Genomic DNA, 21590 nt, shown 5'->3' with positions numbered 1-21590 from the left:
GGCCCGGTTAGCAGTCCTGCCGGCGCGGAGCGTCCGGACGGTCCAGTCCTCCGGCGTCGGGCCGCGGGCAGGTACTAACCGGCGGACTGCTGGAGGGGAAGCGTGATTTCCAGCCGTGTCATGCCGCCGCCGTTTTCGGTCGCCCGGATGGTGCCATGGTGGGCGGCGATGATTTCCTTGGAAATGGCCAGCCCGAGCCCGCTGCCGCCGCTTTCACGCGACCGGCTCTGGTCCAGGCGGACGAACCTGTCGAAGATCCGCCCGCGTTCCGCCGCCGGGATCCGGTCGCCGTCGTTGTCAACGGTCACGACGGCGTTCGTGCCGTCCGTGGCAACGGCCACCGCGATGGCGGCGGCCGCGTGCCGCTCGGCATTGGCGAGAATGTTGCGCAGGACCTGCCCGAGCCGGACCGCATCGCCGGAAATACGCGCCGGGACCAGGTTTTCAGTCACCGCGTGCCGCGTCACGATCCGGAGCCTGTTGGCCTCTTCATGCACTACGTCGTCAAGGTCGACGTCGGTCATCGTGAACCGCAGCCCCTCGTCGTCGAGCTTGGCGAGGGTGAGCAGATCCTCAACGAGGAGGCCCATCCGCAGTGCCTGGGCGTGAAGGATGCCTGCCGTTTGCCGCCAGGTCCCGCCGGACGGGTCGGCGGCGGCGATTTCAAGTCCGGTCGTCAGTGTTGACAGCGGGCTGCGCAGTTCATGGCTCGCATTGGCCACAAAGTGCCGCTGGGACCGGTCGGACCCTTCGAGCCGGTCCAGCATGTCATTCATGGTGGAGGCCAGATGCTGGATCTCGTCGCCGGTGGGCGGGATCTCCACCCGCTCCGTGAGCCGGTGCCGATTGATGGTGGCAACAGTCCTGCTGATCCGTTCCACGGGCCGCAACGACCGGCCGACCAGTGTCCACATGATGGCCGCGGTGATGCCCAGCAGGACCGGTGCGGCGGCGAACATGAACCACGTCGCGGCGGCCACGGCATCTTTTTGGACCGATGTCGAAGCAGCGACGGCGACGATGTAACGTCCCTCCGGCAGCGTGACGCCGATGGCGCTGACCACCAGGTCGTTATCGTCGACCACGTTCAGGAACCCCGGCAGCGGCGAACGATATTCCTGACCGGGGCCCAGCGGACGGTCGACCAGGCGGGCAGGACTGGCCGTACCAGCAGCGGCGACGACCTTTCCGCGGCTGTCGATGACCTGGACGTGCTGGGTCGGCGGCCCGTTGGGGCCCAACAGCGCCGGCAGCTCGGCCAGCCCCTCCCGGGCCAGGTGCCGCGCAACTTCATCACGGCGCTCGGTGGCCGCGTCCACGGCCGCATGGACCAGTGAGGAGTGCAGCATCACCAGCAACAGCAGGCCGGCAGCCGAGAGCATCACGCCCATGCACAGCACGGCAGCTGCTGTCGTGCGCTTCCGCACACCCCAGCGGCGCCAGGCGCGGAACGGAAACCTTCTCTTCGGCCGGCTAGTCATCGGCGATGACCGTATACCCCATGCCCCGTACGGTGCGGAGGGTGTCCAACCCAAAGGGAAGATCGATCTTCTTCCTCAGATAGCCGATGTAGACCTCGACGATGTTGTTGCCGCCCTGGAATTCCGCTTCCCAGACATTGTCGAGAATCTCGGACTTCGGAACCACCTGGCCCTGCCGGCGCATCAGGTACTGCAGCAGGGCGTACTCCTTTGGTGTCAGCGCCAACTCCGTCCCGCCGCGGCTCACCCGGCGCCGGGCGGTGTCCAGGACCAGGGAACCCACCTGGATCAGGACCGGGCGCTCCGGGGCCCCGCGCCGGATGAGTGCCCGGAGCCGTGACACCAGAACGATGAAACTGAACGGCTTGGTGAGGAAGTCATCGGCGCCCAGGTCGAAGGCGTCCTTCTGGTCATACTCGCCGTCTTTGGCCGTCAGCATGAGCACCGGAGTCCAGATCCGCGCTGTGCGGATCTGCTCGAGCACCTTGTACCCGGATTTTCCCGGCAGCATGATATCCAGCACGATGACGTCATACGGATTGATCTTGGCCAGGCATTCTCCGGTAACGCCGTCCTCCGCGGTATCCACCACAAAACCCTCGAGGGAGAGCCCGCGCCGGACGGCGTCGGCGAGATCCTTTTCATCCTCGACAAGCAGTACGCGCATGATTCCTTCCGTTGCCGGCTCCAGCCATCATCCCGTGGACCACGGGCCGCTGCACGATTCCGGCGGCTTGTTCAGCAGCGGCCGCCGGGTCCGGCCGGCAGTCTCCTGCATGGGTGTTGTCTCCATGCTCTGCACCATCTCACCCCGATTCTAAGGATCCACTGAGAAGCGGCCGTCCGGCGATGGCCAGAGACCGCGCCGGCACTCCCCCGCGACGGACCGCGCAAGGCGGCCACCCGCCGTCGGACGCCGGCCGTGGCTGCCGGCACCGGTGCCGGTGCCGCCTGCGGGCTATCGGCGGACCAGGTTGCGGTACCCGCCGGTTTGCAGAATCTTGAGCATCCGTTGCGGCTGGAAACCGACCCGGAGCGGATAATGATGGCCCATGGACAGTTCCGAGCTGTCACGCACGGCCACCGCGATTCCCCGCAGCCTGGGATCCCGGTTGCTGCGCCGCGCCACCGGCGCGCCGTTGACTTTGGGCTACCTGGCCGCGCTCTGGGTCCTGGGGCTCGCCGACAGCAGCACGGTCCTCGGAGCGCATGAGCGGTTCCGCGAGACTGCGGCCATCGCGGCGGACTCGTTCCCGGAGGAATGGTGGGCCGTCCTGGCCTCGGCCCTCTGGGCCCCGGACCTGGCAGCGTATTTGACCGGCAGCGTGCTGGTCCTCCTGGTGGGGCTGGCCTTCGAGAAGCGGCTCGGCAGCCTGCGCTTCGCCGCGGCGGCAGTAGCCGGGCACCTGTGCGGCACGCTGGCCACGGCAGGTCTGGCGCTGGCTGTCCGCGGCCTGGACGACAGCTGGGCCCAGGCTCTGGTGGGCAGTGACTTTCTGGGCCCGACGGCGCTGGCGTGTTCGGCGCTGGCGGCCGGCTCGGCGTCGGTGGGTGCCTTCTGGCGGCGCCGGATCCGTACCGTCCTGCTGACCCTGCTGGTGGTGCTGGTGCTGTACGCCGGCTATTTCAGTGACTGCGTGCTGCTGGTCGCGGCAGCTACCGGGCTGGTGCTCGGGCCAAGGCTCACCGGGAGAACCAGCCGCCGTTTTCATGCCACCGGCACCCTGCGGGAGCTGCGCGTGCTGGCGGCGGCCGTTATCGCCGCCTCGGCGGTGGGGCCGGTAGTGGCCGCGTTGGATTCGGAGGCCCTGGGCCCGCTCTCCGACCTGCAGTATGTGTTCACCGCGATAGAGACCCGGGACCCCGGCGAGATCCACGATCTGTGCACCAGCGGCACCGACCTCGCCGAGTGCCTGATGGCGCAGGCCCAGCAGCGCTCCGGGATGGCTGCCATCTTTATGGCGGTCATCCCGTCCTTCCTCCTGCTGCTCTGTGCCGCCGGCCTCCGCCGCGGCCGGCGTGCCGCTTGGCTTGCGGCCGTGCTCGTGTACGGAGTCATGTCAGTGGTGGCCGGTACCAACATCGTTTCCCTTGCGGCCGAAGACGCCGCGGCGCTGGCGAACCTGGACTTCGGAGAGACGGTGGACCAGGTGGTCCCCTTGATCGTGCCGATGCTGCTCTTGACTGCCCTGTTGCTGGCGGGCCGGCTGTTCACGGTCCGGGCACCCCACGGTACGTACCGGACGCTGGCCGCCAGGGTGGCCGTGGCTGGATTGGCGGCTGCCACCGTATATGTGGCCGGGGCCTCGGCCCTGGCAGGCAGCTTCGCTCCCCGACCCGGTTTCGGCCAGATCCTTGCCGACGTGCCGGACCGCTTCCTGCCGCTGGGCTATCTGCTGGGTTTCGTGCCTGCCTTCATACCGGCCAGTGCGGCAGCGGCGCTGCTGTACGAGAATGTGGGCGTCCTGTTCTGGCTGGTCGCAGCAGCGCTGCTCCTGCGTTCCTTCCGGCTTCCGGCCGTGCCCGGGAACAGGCTGGATATGGACCGGGCGCGTGCCCTGCTGCAGGCCAGCGGCGGCGGCAACCTGGCGTGGATGACAACCTGGTCCGGCAATGAGTATTGGTTCTCCCCGAGCGGGCGCAGCTTTGTTGCCTACCGCGTCCACTTCTCGGTAGCCCTGACCGTCGGCGGACCGGTCGGCCCCGCGGAGGAGCTGGAGAACGTGGTGGATGGGTTCATAGCCTTCTGCAGCAGACTGGGCTGGGTTCCGTGCTTCTACTCGGTCGGCGCTGACGTCCGGAGGCTCACGGAACAGCGGGGCTGGGGGCACGTACAGGTGGCGGAGGACACCGTGCTGGACCTTGGCCGGCTGTCCTTCTCGGGTAGGAAGTTCCAGGACGTGCGCACCGCACTGAACCGGGCGGAGCGGGAAGGAATCCGCGCCGAATGGCATGGCTATGCCTCGGCACCCCGTACCGTCGTCGAACAAATCCGGGCCATCGACGAAGAATGGGTGGCGGACCGGGACCTGCCGGAAATGGGCTTCACGCTGGGCGGCCTGGCCGAGCTGGCCGACCCCCAGGTGCGCCTTGTGACAGCAGTGGACGAGGAGGACCGGATTCATGGCGTGGCCTCCTGGCTGCCGGTCTACCGCGGTGGCCGGGTTGCCGGCTGGACGCTGGACTACATGCGCCGCATCGACGGCGGCTTCCGCCCGACGATCGAGTTCCTCATCGCTTCCGCCGCCCTGCAGCTGAAGGCCGAAGGCTATGGATTCATCAGCCTCTCCGGCGCGCCGCTGGCCCGAAGCAGGCCGGAATCTGACGGCCCCGCCGAGGCTGACGGCGCTGCAGGCCTCGATGCATTCCTCGACTGGCTGGGGGCCGTCCTGGAACCGGTCTATGGGTTCCGCTCGCTGCTGGCTTTCAAGGAAAAGTTCCAGCCGGGCTACCTCCCCTTGTTCCTGGCCTACCCGGACCCGGCGGCCCTGCCGCGGATCGGCAACGCGGTGGCACGCGCCTACCTGCCCAACGTCTCGGCCCGGCAAACCGTCGCCCTGCTGCAGAAAGTCCTGGACCGGAAGCACTGATCCCGACCCGGGATGGAAAGGAGCACCATGTCCCACCTTTCGCTCGTGGATGGCCCGCTGCCGACGGCGATCAGCCTGCTGGCCGCGGCAGCGATGCTATGGCTGCTGGCAGGCGGCCGGCGGTTCTGGCGTGTGTCCGGCCCCCTCGGCCTGATAGGCGGAGCAGCCGGCGCCGTGCTGCTCTGGTACCTGGCGGAACAGGTCTACGGATGGTGGGACGAGTCCTTTCCCCGGGTGCTCTACCTCTGGGCCGGTGCCGCTGTGGCGGCCGTCCTGCTGCTGGTCCCCCGCCTGGTGACCACGGGCGGTGTCGTCCGGCGGCTGGCCACGGTCGCCGCCGCCCTGACCGTGGCTGTTGGCGCCGTGTCGCAGGCGAACGTGCAGTATGCCGCCTACCCCACCGTGGCGAGTATGTTCGCAGACCAGGACCTGGCCACCGGGTCGATCACCGCGGTGGCCGGCGCCCGGCACGCCGGATCCCGGACCATCCCGGCAACCACGGAAAGGAACTGGAGGCCCCCGGCCGACCTGCCCGGACATGGCAGCATCTACAACGTGGCGATCCCCGGCAAAGTCTCGGGCTACCGGGCCGGCAAGGCCTACGTGTACCTGCCGCCGGCGTACCTGGCCGGGTCAGGGAACACCAACCTGCCGGTGCTGGTCATGATCCACGGCAAGCCGGGCGGACCGGGATCCTGGATTTCGTCCGGGGACCTGGCCGAAACCATGGACAGCTACGCCGCTGAGCACCACGGCCTCGCGCCGGTGGTCATCATGCCGGACCTGTCGATGGGCGGCGCCGCCAAGTGGCCGCTGTGCCTGGATTCGCAGGTGGCCAGGTCCGCCACCTACCTGGCCGTGGACGTGCCTGCGTGGGTCCGCACAACGCTGGGCGCCGGGACGGCGAACAGCAGGCAGTGGGGCATCGCAGGGCTGTCTTCGGGCGGGACCTGCACCATGCAGCTGGCGGCCAACTATCCGCAGGTCTATCCCCGTTTCCTGGACATGTCCGGTGAAACAGAACCATACGTCCATGGCGGCCGCACCAGGCTGCTGCGCGACTACTTCGCTGGCGACAAGACCGCCTTCAGCCGGCAGAACGCCCTCGATGTGTTGGCTGTGCGTAAGTTCCCGGGCACCGTGGGAAAATTCGTGGCTGGCGAATCGGATGCCAAGTACGGGGCGGAAATGCTGCCGGTCTATGCGGCGGCCAGGAAGGCGGGCATGGACGTCACCTTCGAGAAGGCCTCGGGCGGACACAACTGGCGGCTGTGGAGCGCCGCACTGGCCAGGGAAATGCCGTGGCTGATGCGGCAGCTGGGCCTGGCGTACTGACGGCAACCCGGTTCACATCTGTTTGAATCGCCGCCGGACCCGGGGGCGGCCATGCTCGAGGTTTGCCGGTCAGCCGCCGTCGAGCAGGGAGGCGATCACGCTGAGCGCCGACGACAGGGTCAGGTCCGAGGGTGCACCGTACCCAATGACCAGCCCGTTCAGCGCCGCTCCGTCCGCGCTGTAGTCGGCCAGCGAAGCGACGCGGATACCCCGTTCGGCCAACGCGGCAATGAGCGGACCGGCGGGTTGGGCAAACTGCACGATCACGTGCAGTCCGCCATCCAGACCGCCCAGCGTGACGCCCGGCAGCTGCCCGAGCTTTGCGAGGACCAACTGCCGCCGGTGAGCGTACTCACGGCGGGTCCGTGCAATATGCCGGGCCAGGCCGCCAGAGTCGATGAAGTACGCTAGAGCCTGCTGCTGGATGCCGGAGACAGGCGTGTCCAAGGCCGCCCGCGCCCGGCGCAGCCGCCCGCCCAGCACCCCGAAGGCGACGAGATAGCCGCATCGCAGCCACGGTGTCAGCACTTTCGAGAACGTCCCCACCAGCACGGTGACGCCTGCCGCGTCCAGCGACGCCATGGCCGGAAGCGGCATCCTGGCATGCCGGAACTCGCTGTCATAGTCGTCCTCAATGACGATGACGCCGTGCCCGGCTGCCCAGGCGAGCAGGTCGGCCCGTTCCTGGACACTCATGCGGCCGCCGAGCGGGTACTGATGGCTCGGGGTCGCCAGCACGGCATCGGGCAGCGGATCGAGTGCCTGCAGCCGGCCCGGATCCATTCCGTCCATGGTGGCGCCAACGCCCTGAATATCGACGCCGGCTGCCTGAAGCACCCGCCGGGCCGTCGGATAGCCCGGATCCTCGACGGCGATGCGCAGCGCCCGGCCTTCGGGCTTCAGCCCGATCGCCAGGAGCAGCAGTGCCTCGCTCGTCCCGGCCGTGACGATCACGTCGCTTGGCTGGCAGGCCAGCCCGCGGGCCCGGCGGAGATGGCCGGCGATAGCGCGCCGCAGCTCCGCGGTACCCGCCGCCGGAGGTAGCCAGGCCCGGTCGGATTCGTTGACGGCCCGCCGCCACGCCGCCTTCCAGGCCGCGTCGGCCAATCCCCGCGGGCTCGGATGCCCCGGCACCAGATCCGCCCACGGTTCGGCGGCCTCCCCCGGCGCCGGGCCGGCCGGGAGGGCCGCGGACGGACGGCGGTCACCGGCTGCCGCCGGGAACTCGAGGGACACAAGCGTGCCCCGGCGCGGGTGCGCCAGCAGGTAGCCCTCGCCAAGGAGCTGGTCGTAGGCAGTCACCACGGTACCCCTCGAGATGCCCAGGGTCCGGGCCAGTGCCCGGGTCGCGGGCAGGGCCTCGTCCCGCTTGATGGTCCCGTCGAGGATCGCCGTGCGCAGTGTCTGCGCGAGCTGGACCGTCAGCGGCACCGAACTGCTGCGGTCGAGCACTATCGGGAGTTCAGTTGCCACGGTGGTCCAATCATTTTTCGAAGATCTGGCCTTATCGTAAGTCCAGTGGCGCCTTCAGGATGGAATCATGAATTCGTTCAGTTTCCGAGGCCTGAGTGCCTTCCCCTTGACCCCGACGTCCGAGACCGGCATTGATGAACGCGCCGTGGCCGCCATGGTTGAGCGTGCCGTTCGGGCGGGCGTCGACTCCATTGGCGCGCTCGGCAGCACCGGTGGATACGCCTATCTCGACCGTGAACAGCGCCGGCGGGTCGCCCGGGTGGCGGTGAACGCCGCGTCGGGCACCCCGGTGATGGTCGGCGTCGGCGCGCTCCGCACCCAGCAGGTCCGGCAGTATGTCGACGAGGCCCAGGCGGAAGGCGCCGCCGCGGTGCTCCTGGCCCCGGTGTCGTACCAGCCGCTCACGGACGACGAGGTCTTCGGCCTGTACGAGGACATCTCCGCCGCCGCCTCCGTGCCGGTCTGCGTCTATGACAACCCGGCGACCACCGGCTTCAGCTTTAGTGACGAGCTCCACGCGGCGATCGCCGAACTACCGAACATCGCGGCGGTGAAGATCCCGCCATCCCCCGCCGAGCACGCAGAAGAACGGATCACGACGCTCCGGAACGCCCTGCGGCCCGGGACGGTCATCGGGGTGAGCGGTGACTGGTTCGCAGCGCCCGCGCTGATCGCCGGGGCGGATGCCTGGTTCAGCGTGGTCGCCGGCCTCTTCCCGGAAGTGGCGGTAGCCATCACCCAGGCCGCACTGAATGGCTCGGGTGCCGAGGCGACCCGGCTCTCGGCTGACCTGGAACCGCTGTGGACACTGTTCCGCCGACACGGCAGCCTGCGCGTCATGGCGACCGCCAGCGAACTGCTGGGCCTCACGGCCCGGCCCAGCCTTCCCCGGCCGCTGCGCGAACTGGACCAGGACGCCCGGCAGGCCGTGGCGGAAACCCTCGGCAGCCTCAGGCTGCAGTGATGGGCGGCCGCGGCGCGCCCCTGCCCCGCTACGTCGCCGCTGCCTCGCTCGCCCGGCTCGCGGACGGCGGCGGAATCATCGCGCTGATCCTGCTCGTCGCCGCCCAGGACGGCCCAACCCCTGCCGCCGCGGCACGCGGCGGCATGCTGGCCGCCTGCCTCACCGCACCGCACCTGCTGGGCCCGCTGGTCGCCAGGCGGGTCGACGTCGTCGCCGATGCCCGCCAGCCGATCGCGGCCGCGTGCATCTTGTACGCGCTCTGTTTCGCCACCGCGGTCCTGACCTTCGGACTCGTACCCTTCCCGGTCAGCGCAGCCCTGGTGGCGCTGACCGGAACCTGCGGGCCGCTGCTCACCGGCGGCCTAAGCAGCCGCCTGCCAGGTCTGGTGGCTTCCGGGCAGCGGGCCCAACGCCGGGCGCAAGGATGGGATGTGGCCACCTACGGCCTGGGTGGAACGGTCGGTCCCGCCGCCGTCGCCGCCGTCGCAGCCTCGGCCACACCCGCCACCGCCGCCCTGTGTCTGGCCGGCGCCGCCGCCGCCGCGGCCGGCGCCGTGCTTATGCTGCCGGCCGCCCCGGCCATCCCTGGCAGTGATCCAGGCCAGGTCCCCACGGCCCGGGCAACCATCCGGCTGATGCTGGCCAGCCCGGACCTGCGCCGTACCCTCATCTTCACCATGTCGGTCGCGTGCAGCGTCGCGTCCCTGCCGATCGCCGCCGTCGGCACCGCAGCCCGGCTGGGCCTCGAGCCGGCTGCGGCAGCGGCACTGGCTGCGGCCTACGGCCTCGGAAACCTCCTCGGCTCCGGCGCCGTCATGGTCTTCCCACTGCGCGGGGAACCCCGCCGCCTCATGCCGTCTTTCGCCGCGCTCATCGCGCTCGGCCTCGCCGCCACTGCTGCCAGCCCGCTCCTCGGCCTGAACATCGCCGCCTATTCGGCCACCGGAATCCTCAACGCCAGCTTCTTCGCGGCCACCCTGGCCGCCCGCAGCGAAAACGCACCCGGGCAGGCCAGAGGGCAGGTGTTCATCTGGGTTGCCGCGCTCAAGATCACCTCCGGCTCGATCGGCACGCTGCTCGCCGGCCTGCTCGCCAGCATGGATCCGCGGATCCCGTTGCTGGCAGGAGCAGCCGCCATCGCAGTGCTGTCCGTCGCCGCCGCGCGCCAGGACCGCGCGGGCACTGCCGCCCCCACAGCCTCGGGTCATCGGCCGGTCACTTCCCGACCGGGGAACTGAACTCCGGGACAAGGCGGGCGGCAGGTCCGGCCTTGCGGTCATCGTGGAGAGGCCGGCGTCGCCAGGGTTCGAGCGGCCCGCAAGACCAGCGAATCCGCTACATACGCCATTGCGGTGCCGCCGGCGTAGGCGATAAGGTCGGCCGCGCCGAAGGTTGTTCCGAGCAGCAGCCGGACTGGAGGCAGCCAGTTGCCGAGTTCAGCCGGAAGTCCCGTGAGCTGGAAGAACTCGATGGCAAAGCACACGGCAGCGGCGACCATCGCGACCAGCCTCGCGGGCTTCCGCGGAACCAAAAGCGCGACGACGACGTAAACCAGGACGGCATATAAGGCATCGCCGGCCGGGTTGGTCCATGCCGCAGTGCCGGCTGAGCGGACGGACAGACCAAGCACAATGGTGGCCAGCGCCATCATGCACAGGATCAGCCGCCTCGTCCTTGGTCGATCCGGGACCTCCGGCTTTTCAGGCATGGGGACTATTCTGTCAGCCCCTTGCTGGAACGGAGCGTTACATCGGTGCTCGTCGGTACAGCCGCGGGCTTCGCCGCATAACGCTGCTCCGGAGTCGGCCATTTCATGCCATATGCGCCTCACCGCAGTAGTCATCACAAATGATTGTCGGTACTATCTCATATGTGTATGGCGCAGGTCACACCATGCATGGTCTTCCTTCGGATCGTCCGGTGCCCGACCGCCGGGAAAGAGGCTCTACATCATGTCTGCTGTGCGCTACGACAACGTCACCTGCCAGTACCCGGGAGCGGAACGGCCGTCCGTGGCCGACATGGACCTGACCGTCGCCGACGGGGAATTCCTTGTCCTCGTCGGACCCTCCGGGTGTGGGAAGTCCACCACCCTGCGCATGCTCGCCGGGCTGGAGGATGTCACCGAAGGGAGGATCTTCATCGGCGAGAAGGACGTCACCCACGTCCCGTCAAGGGACCGGGACATCGCCATGGTCTTCCAGAACTATGCCCTGTACCCGCACATGACCGTCGCCGACAACATGGGATTCGCCTTGAAGATCGCGAAGGTCCCGCCCGAGGAGAGGCGCCGGCGGGTTGAGGAGGCGGCCAAGATCCTCGACCTTACCCAGTACCTGAACCGCAAACCCAAGGCCCTCTCCGGCGGCCAGCGCCAGCGCGTGGCCATGGGCCGGGCGATCGTGCGCTCTCCGCAGGTGTTCCTGATGGACGAGCCCCTGTCGAACCTGGACGCGAAGCTGCGTGTGCAGACCCGCACCCAGATCGCCTCGCTGACCCGTCGCCTGGGCGTGACCACCGTATATGTGACCCACGACCAGGTCGAGGCCATGACCATGGGCGACCGCGTGGCCGTGCTCAGGGACGGCATCCTCGAGCAGGTGGACACCCCGCGCAACCTCTATGACCGGCCCAACAGCGAATTCGTCGCCGGCTTCATTGGCTCCCCTGCGATGAATATCTTCCGTGCGGAGGTCCGTGAGGGCGCGGCAGTCTTCGGCACCTTGACCGTGGCCCTGACGAAGACGCAGCAGGAGGCCCTGACGGGCAACCGGATCTCCATCGGGATCCGCCCGGAGGACCTGCATCCGGCCCCCGAGGGACAGGGCCTGCCCATCATCGCCGACGTCGTCGAGGAACTGGGCGCGGACGCCTACGTCTACGGCCACCTTGCCCCGGTCACCGCGGCCAATACCGTGGTACTGGCCGACGCCACCGCGGGCGCCGAGCCGTCCCAGGAAGGTCCCGGGGTGCACGAGATTGTGGTCCGCACCGGTGGGCGTGTCCCGCCGCGGGCGGGTTCGACCTTCTGGGTGGCGCCGAATATGGACCATTTGCATCTGTTCAACAGCAGCACCGGCGCCCGCCTGCCCGACTGAGCGGAGCCAGGACCCGGTGAGGTTCTGGCTCGTCTCCCGGCAGTTAACGCAGTCCGGCCCGGCCGCCTTTGCGGGGACCGGGCCGGAGCGTCTTTCGAGGGAAGATCCTCGGAAAGAACGCGCTACTTGATCGCGCCCATGGACAGCCCGCGCACCAATTGTTTCTGGGCGATCCACCCGGCGATGATCACCGGTAGCGAGGCCAGTACGCTGGCCGCCGAGAGCTTGGCCAGGAAGAGTCCTTCACTGGTCATGTTGGACACAATCATCACGGGCACCGTCGCCGCATTGACAGCGGTGAGGATCAAGGCCAGGAAGAACTCGTTCCACGCGAAGATCACACACAACAGCGCGGTGGCGGCAACCCCCGGGGCAACCATCGGAAGCAGGATTCTCTGCATCGTAGTGAGCAGGCTGGCCCCGTCCATCTGCGCGGCCTCCAGCACCTCCCGCGGCACCTCCTGGAAGAACGAACGCATCATCCACACCGCCAGCGGCAGGTTCATTGCGGTGTACAGGAACACCAGGGTCCAGATGTTGTCAAGGACCCCGAGCCGGCCGGCTATCACGTAGATCGGCACGATCACGGCCACCACCGGCAGCATCCTGGTCGAGATGAAGAAGAACAGGACGTCCTGGGTCTTCTCCACCGGCCGGATGCTCACCGCATATGCGGCCGGGACGGCCAGCACCAGCACGAACAGCGTCGAGATCGCCGTGGCGATGATCGAGTTCAAAAAGTAGCTGCCGACGCCGGACGCCAGAACTTCGGAGTACTGGTCCAGGGTCGGGACAAAGAAGAACGTGGGTGGGTTCGAGGACGCATCCGCTTCCTGCTTGAAGGAACTCAGCACCATCCACAGCACTGGCAGGAAGAACACCAGGGCTACCAGCCAGGTGAACAGGGTCAGTACTCCCGAGCCGATCCGGCGCCGGCCCGGGCCGGCGGTGCGGGCGGAGCCGTTAGGGCCTGCGGCAGTCGAGGAGTCGGTGATAGGGGTTTCGGTGGCCATAGGATCACTGCTCCGTGCTCATGAAGCTCTTGAAGATAAGGCGCAGGGCAATGGTGGCGATAATGATGGTCGCCACCACAACGACCACACCCATGGCCGCCGCTTCACCGACGTCGAAACCGAGGAAGGCCCGTTGGTAGATGTAGTACGGCAGGTTCGCGCTTTGCGTACCCGGACCGCCGGCGGTCATCACATAAATCTGGTCGAAGGTGTTCACCACATAGATCGCGCCCAGGAGCACGCCGAGTTCAATGTAGCGGCGCAGATGCGGAAGGGTGAGGTAGAAGAACGTGTTCAGCGGGGACGCACCGTCCACTTGGGCGGCTTCGAGCACGTCCTTGGGCTGGCTCTGCAGGCCGGCCAGGACCAGGAGCATCATGAACGGCGTCCATTGCCACACCAAGGCGGTCAGGACCGAGAGGATTGGATACTGGGAAGTCCAGGCCACCGCCGGGATACCGAACAGTCCGATGAACCAGTTCACGAGGCCATAGGTGGGGTTGAACATCGAGATGGACCAAAGCACCCCGCTGACCACCGGCATGATCAGGAACGGGGTGATCAGCAGGGTCCGTACCACGCCCTGTCCAAGGAACTTCCGGTCCAGCAACAAGGCCAGCCCGATACCCAGCAGCATGGCGAACGCCACACAGCCCAGTGTGTAGAGGACACTGTTGACTGCTACCTGACGGAAGGTGCGGTCGGTGAAGATCGCCGCATAGTTCTGCAGGCCCACGAAGACGTCGGATGCCGGGTTAAGCAGGTTCCAGGACCTCAAGGAATACCAGATGGTAAGGAGGAACGGAATCTGGGTCAGGATGATCGTAAAGATCAGCGCCGGCAGCAGCGGCATGCGCCGCTGCCACTTGTCGCGGCGGGCGTAGGCGGCGTCCCCTGCGGCACGTGCCCCTGCGGTCGAAGTGCCGCCCGTGTTCACAATGGTTGCCATGTGGGTCACTTCCCATCTTCGCGTTGATAGACGGTTGCTACGTCCTCGGCATAGGCCTGCGATTGACGCAGGGCTTCCTCGACGCTGATCTGCCCCGCAATGGCTGCAGAAATCTGCTGGCCTACCCGGGTGCCCAGGTCCTGGAACTCCGGGATGGCCACGAATTGGATTCCCTGGTAGGGCACGGGGTGCACCATCGTATTCTCCTGGGTGGCCGCGTTCATCGCGGCGAGGGTGGGCCTGGCGTAGGCCTCGGAAATCTTGCGGTACTCAGGGATCTGGTAGGTGGAATAGCGGCTACCAGGCGGAACGCGCTCCCAGCCGATCTGGTTGCCGACCAGCTTGATGTAGTCCTTGTCCGTCATCCAGGAGACGAATTTCCACGCCGCATCCTTGTGCTCGCTCGTTGAAGGAATGGCGAGTGACCAGCTGTAAAGCCACCCCGAGGCCTTTGTATCCATCACCGGAGCCGGCGCGTACCCGTTCTTGCCGGCAACTTTGGACGACGCAGGGTCTTCGACCGAGGAGACCATGGCCGTGGCGTCGTACCACATGGCTGCCTGGCCCTGGCTATAGAGGGTAAGGCAGTCGCCGTAGCCCGCAGTGGCGGGGCCGGGCTCACCGTAGTTGCGGACCAAGTCCACATATTCGGTTACGGCCTGCTGGGTCTTGGGCGAGGTCAGAAGCGGATGCCACTGCTGGTTGAACCAGCCGCCGCCGTAGGTGTTCATCGCCGTGGTGAGCGGGGCCATGACCTCACCCCACCCGGCCAGGCCGCGGAGGCAGATTCCCGAGACGCCGTTGGCCGAGTCGTCCAGCCGGGCGGCCATTTCCTGCACCTGCGCCCAGGTCGGCCTAGCCGGCATGGTGATCCCGGCCTTTTCGAAGAGTTCCTTGTTGTAGACGAGGAAGGAGGATTCGCCATAGAACGGCACCGAGTACATATTCCCCTGATAGCTCAGGGCACTCTTGATGGAGGAGATGAAGTCCTGGTCGTCGTAACCTTGCGTCTGGTCGATGTAGGGCTGCAGGTTGGTGATCCACCCGTTGGCGGCCCACATCGACGTCTCGTAATTCGAGATCATGACGACGTCGAACTCGCCGCCGCCTGTGGCCACCGACGCGGTGATCTTGGCCCGGGCTTCGTTCTCGGGCAGTGAAACGAACCTCACGTCCACATCCGGATGCTCCGCCCGGAACTTCTCCTTCAGGGAGATCGCGTCCTGCATCTGCGGATTGGCCACGATGGCCACGGTGATCGGCTCGCCGCTCGCTTCCGGAGATCCGCAACCGGACAGGAGCAGGGCGGCTGCGGAAATCAGCGCCGTCCAGCGGGGAATCGTGCTGCGGACCGTCCGTGCCTGCGGCGCACGGGCTGGGTGCCGTCTAGGGATGCGCATCATGCTCCTGGCTGTTCTTGAGGGAAGGGAACCATCCCGGTGGGGAGACATTGATCGAGCTCACAAATGAGACAGGCAAAGCACTCGTTTGATGTGATGTTAGTCATATATACTCACATGAGCAAGATCCCGCCCCTCAAATGTGATGGTGATGACGAAGACAAGAGATGCCGCCCTTCCGGCGGGCCAGGCACGCAGCCAATTGTTGGCAGACATCGGTCGCGATCATTTCCTGAACGGCCGATCGAAAGTGCAGATCGCCGGGGACTATGGCCTGTCGCGTTTCCAGGTAGCCAACTTCATCCAGGAAGCCCTGGACCGGGGCATCGTGCGCATCAGCATCCATTTGCCCGACGCCGAGGCAGACGCCAGCCTGGCCGCGGCCTTGGGCATCACCCGCGTTGTGACCGTGGGAACCGGCACCGGCACGGCCAGCCGCGAGGACCTCGCCCGCGCGACGGCGGATGCCATCGTGCGCACCGTTGCCCCCGGGGACACTGTCGGGATCTCCTGGTCGCGTACGCTCCAGGCGACCATCCGCCAGCTTCCCGCGATGCCAACCTGTGCCTTCGTCCAATTGTCCGGGGCGATCGCGACCCAGGGGGATGCGGAAGGACCGCGGCTGCTGGCCGCCCTCCAGGCCCGGGCCGTCTGGCCATTGTGGGCCCCGCTGGTAGTCAATGACGCCGTCGCCCTGCGTTCAAGCCCGGAGATCCAGTCGACCCTCGAGCACGCCCATGGCCTCGATGTCGCGGTGATCGCCGTCGGACGTTGGAAGGAAGGGCTGTCGACGGTCTGGGACCGGGTCCCGCCCGCCAGCAGGAGCGCCGCCTCGCGAGCCGGGGCCGTGGCGGAAATATCCGGACGCCTGCTCGACGCCCAAGGGCAGGCAGTGGTTTCACCGGTGGAGAACATGATCGTCGCCGCCACCCTCGAACAGATGGCCGGCGCCCGGCATACGATCGCCGTTTCCCACGGGGCCGAGCGCGCCGCGGCGGTGCTGGCTGCAGTACGCGGCGGACTGGTTGACACGCTGGTGTGCGACCTGAGTCTCCACGAAGCGCTCGCAGACCTGATCGCCAAAGACTCCCCTGCCCCTGCGGAACGAGATGCTGGAGGCCACGTGCCATGAGCGGAACCTTCGTCGGCATTGATTCCTCGACCCAGTCCTGCAAAGTCACGGTGGTCGAAGCGGACTCCGGCGCAGTCCTTGCCTCCGGAGCCGCACCGCATCCGGACGGCACCTCCATTGATCCTGCGGTATGGATCCGCGCACTGCACCAGGCCTGGGCGGCCGCAGGCGTGCACGAGCGCGGCGACGTACTCGGGGTGGGGGTCTCCGCCCAGCAGCACGGAATGGTTGCGCTCGGCGGCGACGGCGAACCGGTCCATGAGGCACTGCTGTGGAACGACGTCCGCAGCGCCGGCCAGGCGGCGCGGATGGTGGCCGATCTCGGAGTCAGCGAATGGATGAAGGCCGTGAACGTCCTGCCCGTCCCGGCGATCACGCTGACCAAACTCGCCTGGCTGCGGGAGCATCGCCCCGAGGCGGCCACCCGCGTGCACCGCGTCCTGCTGCCCCATGACTGGTTGAACCTCCATTTGAGCGGGGCCTTCGCCACCGACCGTTCCGATGCTTCCGGCACCGGCTACTTCAGTGCCGTCACCGGCACCTACCGCCCGGATCTGCTGGACCGGTACTTCGGCGCCGTCCCGGAGCTGCCCGAGGTCCTGCGGCCCGGGGATCCCGCCGGCACCCTGTTGCCGGAGTGGACAGGCCGGACCGGGCGGGCCGTCCCGGTCTCGGCCGGGTGCGGGGACAATGCCGGTGCGGCACTGGGCCTGGACTTGGAGCCGGGCGACGTCGTGGTGTCCGTCGGGACCTCGGGCACCGTGTTCTGCCGTTCCGCGGAACCCGTGGTGGACCCGTCCGGGGTGACCGCCGGGTTCGCCGATGCCACCGGGGACCATCTGCCCCTGTTGTGCACCCTCAACGCCGCACGGATCCTGACCTCCACGGCCCAGCTGCTCTCGGTGGACCTCGGCCGCTTCACGGAGCTGTCCCTGGCGGGACCCTCGGATGCCGGCGGACTGACGATGCTCCCTTACTTCGACGGCGAACGTACCCCTAACCTGCCGGATGCCACCGGCCAGCTGGCCGGGCTGACGCGGACGTCCTTCACACCGGAGAACCTGGCCCGAGCCGCGGTGCTCGCGCTGGCCAATTCGCTGGCGGACTGTCTGGAGGTGCTGCGCAGCATCGGGGCGCCCGTGGTACGCATCCTGCTGATCGGCGGCGGCGCCAAGTCCGCAGCCCTGCGTGCCGTGCTGCCCGACACGTTCGGGATGCCGGTGGAAGTGCCGCAGGTCCAGGAGTACGTGGCCTTGGGCGCGGCACGGCAGGCGGCCTGGGCAGCGACGGGAGAGCAGCCCAAGTGGGGACGGCGCATCGAGGCCGTCCTCGAACCCGGCGGCGATCCAGGGGTGGAGGCCTACCGTGTCCGGTACCAGCAGCTGCGCTCAAGGCTGGTACAAGACTCCGGCTCAGCCGATCAATGACTCAATCGTGGCCCGGGCGCCGCGCTCGTGAAAGGACTCCAGGGCGCGCAGGTAGGGTTCAGTGAATTCCGGGTGGTCCGCCAGATCAGCGAACAGATCCCGGTCCCGCACGAACGCCAAGGGGTCCCCGGAAAGCTGCCGGGCCGCCGCCGCCATGACCTGGTCCCTGCGCTGGTCCACCACGTCTATCGGCGCTCCCTGCTCGTCCGCGCCTTCGGCGTAACGCGCCCAAGAGGCCACGATCGCCGCGGAGACGTCGACCGGCCGTTCCGCCGCAAGGTTTTCGCGAATGACCGGAACGAGCCATTTGGGAATCCGGTCGGATGACTCGGCGCACAACCGGGCCAGGGTGTCCCGCACGGCGGGATTGGCGAACCGCTCGATCAACTGGTGCCTGTAACCCTCCAGGTCGATTCCCGGTACCGGCTTCAGCGTGGGCGTTGCCTCGCGGTCCATGTATTTGAGTAGATATTGGACGAAAGTCGGGTCCGAACAGACCTCATGGGCATAGCGATAGCCCGCCAGGTATCCCGGATAGCACAACGCCTGATGGCTCGCATTGAGCAGCCGCAGCTTCATGAGCTCATACGGTTCCACCTCATCAACAAGCTGGACCCCGGCCTCTTCCCACGGCGGCCGGCCCGGGGCACCGCCCACGAAGCGGTCCTCGAGCACCCACTGGGCAAACGGCTCGCAGACCACCGGCCAACGGTCCTCGACCCCGTAGTCCTCCGCCAGCCGCCGCCTGTCTTCCTCGGCGGTGACCGGTGTAATACGGTCCACCATGCTGTTGGGAAACGGGACGTTGCTGTCCATCCAGTCGGCCAGGCCTTTATCGCGCAGCGCGGCATAGGCGGTGAACTGACGCCGGGCCACGTCCCCGTTGCCTTGGATGTTGTCGCAGGACATGACGGTGAACGGCGGCAGATCCCGTTCGCGCCGGCGGTGCAGCGCCTCGGCAACGAGCCCGAACACGGTGCGCGGCCCCGCCGCTGTTTCCCCGCGTGCGGCGGCCGCAGCGGCCTCCAGGTCATGGACCACGTCCGCCGTCGTGGCGTCGAACTCGCCTGTCGCCTGATTGAAGTTGTAGCCGCCCTCCGTGATGGTCAGCGAGACTATCCTGACGGACGGGTCCGCAAGGCGCTCGACGGCGGTCTGCGGGTCATCCGGGGCGTGGACGAAATCGACGATCGAGCCGACCACCCGGGCATTCGTGGAACCGTCGGGGTGCTTCACCACGAGGGTGTAAAGATAATCCTGAGCGGCGAGGGCCTCTTTCATGCGCCGGTCCCCCGGCAGCACCCCCATCCCGCAAATGCCCCAGTCCAGAGCCCGGCCCTGCTGCATGAGCTGATCAAGATACATGGCCTGGTGGGCCCGGTGGAAACCGCCCACCCCGATATGCACGATCCCCACGCCTACGGCAGAGCGGTCATAGTCCGGGGTGGGGAGCCTGAGCTTCGGTAGGGCGGATGCCGACAGCGACAGGACTTCGGAAAATGGGGCATCGGTCGTCATAGCACTCTCCTGCACCGGTGGTGAAGCAGCTCACAGCTTAGTCCTGCGGGAAATTGTCACATGTGGGTCTGAATTTACTCAATTGTTGTGCGCCGTCGAGGCGTCCGCAGAGCCCTGTTGGGCAGCGACAGCCGTCCCCCCGACCGGCGGCTTATCCATCGCCCCTGGCTGCCGATAGTAGCCATTAGCAGCACTGGCACGGGTGGTTCACCTCAGCAGGCCCGACCGGCAGTACCCAGAACGGATCAAACTTCATGAAGATTCCCTTCCGCGCGCTCTTTGCCACAGCCATCGGGGCCGCCCTGCTCGCCTCAGCCCTGGCGGCGGGCACTCCTGCCCCGGCGGCGACACCGCGCAGCGCAACCTACCAGACTTACACCGCCCCCAACGGTGTCTCCGGCAAGTACCACATCTACGCCAAGAGCATCGATTTCTCGAAGCCGGTCGGCGTCCTGTTCGTCTTCCACGGTGACTACAGCCGCCCGGCGCAGTCCTACATACACCAGCCCAGCGGGTCCGTGATGACGAAGATGGCCGCCGAGGCAGCCCAAAAGAACATGATCACGGTCCCGGTCATCACCCCGGACACCAAGGGCGGGATCACCTGGTGGGAGGACAGGAACCGCAACGGCGACTATTTCCGCTCCCTGGCGGCGATGCTGATCTCCAAATACAAGCTCGATGCCCGCCGCATCTGGTTCCACGGGTACTCCGGCGGTGCCGAATTCATCACTTTCGAGGTCCTCGCCGACCGACAGGGCTGGATCAAGGGCGGCGGGGCCACCATCGTAGGCGGTGGAGGCTACGTAGGCATGCAGACCGAGCCTCCCGCGGCTGTGAAGCGAATGAAGCTCCATTGGATCGCCGGCAGCCGTGACGGCAAGGGCGGCACCACCCTGAAAACCTGGTCGGCTTTGGGCACCGCCCAACGTGCCCAGAAGGTCTATCAGGGGCTGGGCTTCGCCAGCACGAAAATGACCGTCCTGCCGGGCATCACCCACTACACCTACGATATGCCGGCCCTGCTGGCCAACGACCTGAAGGCGATGCCGGCCGCCGTGGCAGCGCCCCAAGCCCGGGCCGGCGACGTCGCGGCCGTGGCCCCGGACGGCAGGCTGTATATCTACCCATCCGCCAGGGGCAGGGACCTGTACAAGCGCACCTATGTTTCCGCCGGCTGGGGCACGGCGCTGACTGTCGAGATCGCCGACTGGAACTTGGACGGCCTGCAGGATCTGGTCGCCAACTGGAAGGACGGCAGGCTCACCGTCGACTACGGGCAGAAGCGCGGTGGCTTCAAGCGCAGCACCCTTGGCTCCCGCGGGTGGCAGAACAACGCCATCATCGTCACCCGGTGGAAGGCTGCCGACAGGCACCCGGGCATCGTCGTCAGGAACCGCGACGGCAAGCTGTACTCCTACGCGAATCGCACCGGCGGCAAGCCCGACCCCCGGCAGCGGTTCAGCTCCTCCAACTGGAAGGGCAAGGCACTCATGGCCCTGGACTTCGATCAGGACGGGAAAATGGACCTGATCGCCAGGACTTCGGCCGGCCAGCTGAAGCTCTATCGCTCCAACGGCACCGGCCGGCTCATCCGCGAGAGCCGCAAAGTCGTCGCCAAGTCGGGCTGGAACAACATGACGCACCTGTCTGCCGCAGAAGGGCATCTGGCCCCCGGAGCCCCCGGCTTCCTGGCCCGCGACAAAAAGGGCAACCTGCACTTCTACCCGGTCTCCTCGAAGAAGGTCCAGCAGCGCATCACCGTGGGGGTCGGCGGCTGGGACTCCCTGAAGATCGGCTCGTAGCACCCGCCGGGTTCGACGGCGAGCGCACCATCGTCGGTGAAAGGCAACTTTCGCCGTACAGCAGTAAGGGGTTGGGGGAACACTGCCCCAACCCCTTACTCGATCTACCGCAAGTGCCGGAATCCTGCTGACAGCTTCCGCCGGACTCTGACGGGCTTAATGCCGGGAACCCTCTTACAGTCCGGCTACCGGGCTGACCGTGAACACGTTGGGCCCGCTGCGGGTGACCTTGATGTGTTCCGCCGGCAGGTTGGCCCTGGTGGAAACCTGGGCAATCGCCGCCTCCAGCGTGTGGTCGATGGTGGAGTGGTCCCAGATCTTGAGGGTGATCGAGTGCGATTCAATGCTCATGCGCCGTTGCTTCCTTTGATTGCTTCCCGGCCACCTCGTCGCTGAGGCAGCGCC

Annotated in this window: 18 protein-coding genes; 9 read left to right on the top strand and 9 right to left on the bottom strand. The window is 67.3% G+C overall.

From position 1 onward, the window contains the following. Positions 1-74: 74 nt before the first annotated feature. On the bottom strand, positions 75-1391 hold the full coding sequence (locus tag LVY72_RS17655; protein WP_237823535.1) for a sensor histidine kinase: 1317 nt from the start codon (positions 1389-1391) through the stop codon (positions 75-77). Between the two features lie 82 nt (positions 1392-1473). Further along, a complete protein-coding gene (locus tag LVY72_RS17650; protein WP_237823515.1) occupies positions 1474-2148 on the bottom strand; it encodes a response regulator transcription factor in 675 nt (224 codons plus the stop codon). Here LVY72_RS17650 and LVY72_RS17645 point away from each other — a divergent pair. The 3 genes from LVY72_RS17645 (at position 2147) to LVY72_RS17635 (ending at position 6406) form a co-directional block, all read left to right on the top strand. Further along, the gene (locus LVY72_RS17645; protein WP_237823512.1) at positions 2147-2302 is read left to right on the top strand and encodes a hypothetical protein; all 156 of its coding nucleotides are present in this window, start codon (positions 2147-2149) and stop codon (positions 2300-2302) included. The two genes, LVY72_RS17650 and LVY72_RS17645, sit on opposite strands and share 2 nt — an antisense overlap. A 231-nt stretch (positions 2303-2533) precedes the next feature. After that, positions 2534-5071, top strand: a complete 2538-nt coding sequence (locus LVY72_RS17640; protein WP_237823509.1) for a DUF2156 domain-containing protein — start codon at positions 2534-2536, stop codon at positions 5069-5071. Positions 5072-5098: 27 nt separating this feature from the next. Continuing rightward, on the top strand, positions 5099-6406 hold the full coding sequence (locus tag LVY72_RS17635; protein WP_237823487.1) for an alpha/beta hydrolase: 1308 nt from the start codon (positions 5099-5101) through the stop codon (positions 6404-6406). A 69-nt stretch (positions 6407-6475) separates the two neighbouring features. Here the strand turns inward: LVY72_RS17635 and pdxR are convergent, their stop codons facing one another. Beyond that, positions 6476-7879, bottom strand: coding sequence for a MocR-like pyridoxine biosynthesis transcription factor PdxR (gene pdxR / locus LVY72_RS17630; RefSeq protein WP_237823472.1), 1404 nt, complete (start codon positions 7877-7879; stop codon positions 6476-6478). A 67-nt stretch (positions 7880-7946) separates the two neighbouring features. Between pdxR and LVY72_RS17625 the strand changes: the two genes are divergently transcribed. After that, on the top strand, positions 7947-8843 hold the full coding sequence (locus tag LVY72_RS17625) for a dihydrodipicolinate synthase family protein (RefSeq protein WP_237823469.1): 897 nt from the start codon (positions 7947-7949) through the stop codon (positions 8841-8843). Continuing rightward, positions 8843-10081, top strand: coding sequence for an MFS transporter (locus LVY72_RS17620; protein ID WP_237823466.1), 1239 nt, complete (start codon positions 8843-8845; stop codon positions 10079-10081). The genes LVY72_RS17625 and LVY72_RS17620 overlap by 1 nt, the downstream gene beginning before the upstream one ends. A gap of 38 nt (positions 10082-10119) precedes the next feature. On the opposite strand, the gene LVY72_RS17615 is transcribed toward LVY72_RS17620, so the two are convergent. Then, positions 10120-10551 (bottom strand): ribosomal maturation YjgA family protein, encoded by a 432-nt coding sequence (locus LVY72_RS17615; protein WP_237823463.1) that lies wholly within the window; start codon positions 10549-10551, stop codon positions 10120-10122. 244 nt (positions 10552-10795) lie between these two features. On the opposite strand from LVY72_RS17615, the gene LVY72_RS17610 reads away from it, so the two are divergent. Beyond that, a complete protein-coding gene (locus LVY72_RS17610) occupies positions 10796-11941 on the top strand; it encodes an ABC transporter ATP-binding protein (RefSeq protein ID WP_237823460.1) in 1146 nt (381 codons plus the stop codon). Positions 11942-12063: 122 nt separating this feature from the next. Here LVY72_RS17610 and LVY72_RS17605 read toward each other — a convergent pair whose 3' ends face one another. The 3 genes from LVY72_RS17605 to LVY72_RS17595 are packed head-to-tail and all read right to left on the bottom strand — an operon-like array spanning position 12064 to position 15306. Beyond that, a complete protein-coding gene (locus LVY72_RS17605) occupies positions 12064-12954 on the bottom strand; it encodes a carbohydrate ABC transporter permease (RefSeq protein ID WP_237823457.1) in 891 nt (296 codons plus the stop codon). 4 nt (positions 12955-12958) lie between these two features. Then, positions 12959-13903 (bottom strand): carbohydrate ABC transporter permease, encoded by a 945-nt coding sequence (locus LVY72_RS17600; RefSeq protein ID WP_372463729.1) that lies wholly within the window; start codon positions 13901-13903, stop codon positions 12959-12961. A 5-nt stretch (positions 13904-13908) separates the two neighbouring features. After that, positions 13909-15306, bottom strand: coding sequence for an ABC transporter substrate-binding protein (locus tag LVY72_RS17595; RefSeq protein ID WP_237823454.1), 1398 nt, complete (start codon positions 15304-15306; stop codon positions 13909-13911). Positions 15307-15454: 148 nt separating this feature from the next. Here LVY72_RS17595 and LVY72_RS17590 point away from each other — a divergent pair, with 148 nt between their 5' ends. Both LVY72_RS17590 and xylB read left to right on the top strand, forming a co-directional pair. Beyond that, the gene (locus LVY72_RS17590) at positions 15455-16435 is read left to right on the top strand and encodes a sugar-binding domain-containing protein (RefSeq protein ID WP_237823450.1); all 981 of its coding nucleotides are present in this window, start codon (positions 15455-15457) and stop codon (positions 16433-16435) included. Further along, positions 16432-17862 (top strand): xylulokinase, encoded by a 1431-nt coding sequence (xylB, locus tag LVY72_RS17585; protein WP_237823448.1) that lies wholly within the window; start codon positions 16432-16434, stop codon positions 17860-17862. The genes LVY72_RS17590 and xylB overlap by 4 nt, the downstream gene beginning before the upstream one ends. On the opposite strand, the gene LVY72_RS17580 is transcribed toward xylB, so the two are convergent. Beyond that, positions 17848-19380, bottom strand: coding sequence for a mannitol dehydrogenase family protein (locus LVY72_RS17580; RefSeq protein WP_237823445.1), 1533 nt, complete (start codon positions 19378-19380; stop codon positions 17848-17850). The genes xylB and LVY72_RS17580 overlap by 15 nt on opposite strands. 254 nt (positions 19381-19634) lie before the next feature. Here LVY72_RS17580 and LVY72_RS17575 point away from each other — a divergent pair, with 254 nt between their 5' ends. Further along, positions 19635-21185, top strand: coding sequence for an FG-GAP repeat domain-containing protein (locus LVY72_RS17575; protein WP_237823442.1), 1551 nt, complete (start codon positions 19635-19637; stop codon positions 21183-21185). Between the two features lie 174 nt (positions 21186-21359). Here LVY72_RS17575 and LVY72_RS17570 read toward each other — a convergent pair whose 3' ends face one another. After that, complete coding sequence (locus tag LVY72_RS17570) at positions 21360-21536, bottom strand: hypothetical protein (RefSeq protein ID WP_237823439.1); 177 nt, start codon at positions 21534-21536, stop codon at positions 21360-21362. Positions 21537-21590: the final 54 nt, after the last annotated feature.

It is taken from the genome of Arthrobacter hankyongi, from assembly GCF_022012395.1.
Classification (GTDB): domain Bacteria; phylum Actinomycetota; class Actinomycetes; order Actinomycetales; family Micrococcaceae; genus Crystallibacter; species Crystallibacter hankyongi.
Note: the sequence above shows the minus strand (reverse complement) of the source record. Positions and strands in the feature narration are given on the sequence as shown.

Bases quoted from the DNA above. Each gene is read 5' to 3' on its own strand.
- LVY72_RS17655 (WP_237823535.1), bottom strand. From the start codon at position 1,391: ATGGGCGTGATGCTCTCGGCTGCCGGCCTGCTGTTGCTGGTGATGCTG.
- LVY72_RS17645 (WP_237823512.1), top strand. From the start codon at position 2,147: ATGATTCCTTCCGTTGCCGGCTCCAGCCATCATCCCGTGGACCACGGG.
- LVY72_RS17650 (WP_237823515.1), bottom strand. From the start codon at position 2,148: ATGCGCGTACTGCTTGTCGAGGATGAAAAGGATCTCGCCGACGCCGTC.
- LVY72_RS17640 (WP_237823509.1), top strand. From the start codon at position 2,534: ATGGACAGTTCCGAGCTGTCACGCACGGCCACCGCGATTCCCCGCAGC.
- LVY72_RS17635 (WP_237823487.1), top strand. From the start codon at position 5,099: ATGTCCCACCTTTCGCTCGTGGATGGCCCGCTGCCGACGGCGATCAGC.
- LVY72_RS17625 (WP_237823469.1), top strand. From the start codon at position 7,947: ATGAATTCGTTCAGTTTCCGAGGCCTGAGTGCCTTCCCCTTGACCCCG.
- LVY72_RS17620 (WP_237823466.1), top strand. From the start codon at position 8,843: ATGGGCGGCCGCGGCGCGCCCCTGCCCCGCTACGTCGCCGCTGCCTCG.
- LVY72_RS17615 (WP_237823463.1), bottom strand. From the start codon at position 10,551: ATGCCTGAAAAGCCGGAGGTCCCGGATCGACCAAGGACGAGGCGGCTG.
- LVY72_RS17610 (WP_237823460.1), top strand. From the start codon at position 10,796: ATGTCTGCTGTGCGCTACGACAACGTCACCTGCCAGTACCCGGGAGCG.
- LVY72_RS17605 (WP_237823457.1), bottom strand. From the start codon at position 12,954: ATGGCCACCGAAACCCCTATCACCGACTCCTCGACTGCCGCAGGCCCT.
- LVY72_RS17600 (WP_372463729.1), bottom strand. From the start codon at position 13,903: ATGGCAACCATTGTGAACACGGGCGGCACTTCGACCGCAGGGGCACGT.
- LVY72_RS17595 (WP_237823454.1), bottom strand. From the start codon at position 15,306: ATGATGCGCATCCCTAGACGGCACCCAGCCCGTGCGCCGCAGGCACGG.
- LVY72_RS17590 (WP_237823450.1), top strand. From the start codon at position 15,455: ATGACGAAGACAAGAGATGCCGCCCTTCCGGCGGGCCAGGCACGCAGC.
- xylB (WP_237823448.1), top strand. From the start codon at position 16,432: ATGAGCGGAACCTTCGTCGGCATTGATTCCTCGACCCAGTCCTGCAAA.
- LVY72_RS17580 (WP_237823445.1), bottom strand. From the start codon at position 19,380: ATGACGACCGATGCCCCATTTTCCGAAGTCCTGTCGCTGTCGGCATCC.
- LVY72_RS17575 (WP_237823442.1), top strand. From the start codon at position 19,635: ATGAAGATTCCCTTCCGCGCGCTCTTTGCCACAGCCATCGGGGCCGCC.
- LVY72_RS17570 (WP_237823439.1), bottom strand. From the start codon at position 21,536: ATGAGCATTGAATCGCACTCGATCACCCTCAAGATCTGGGACCACTCC.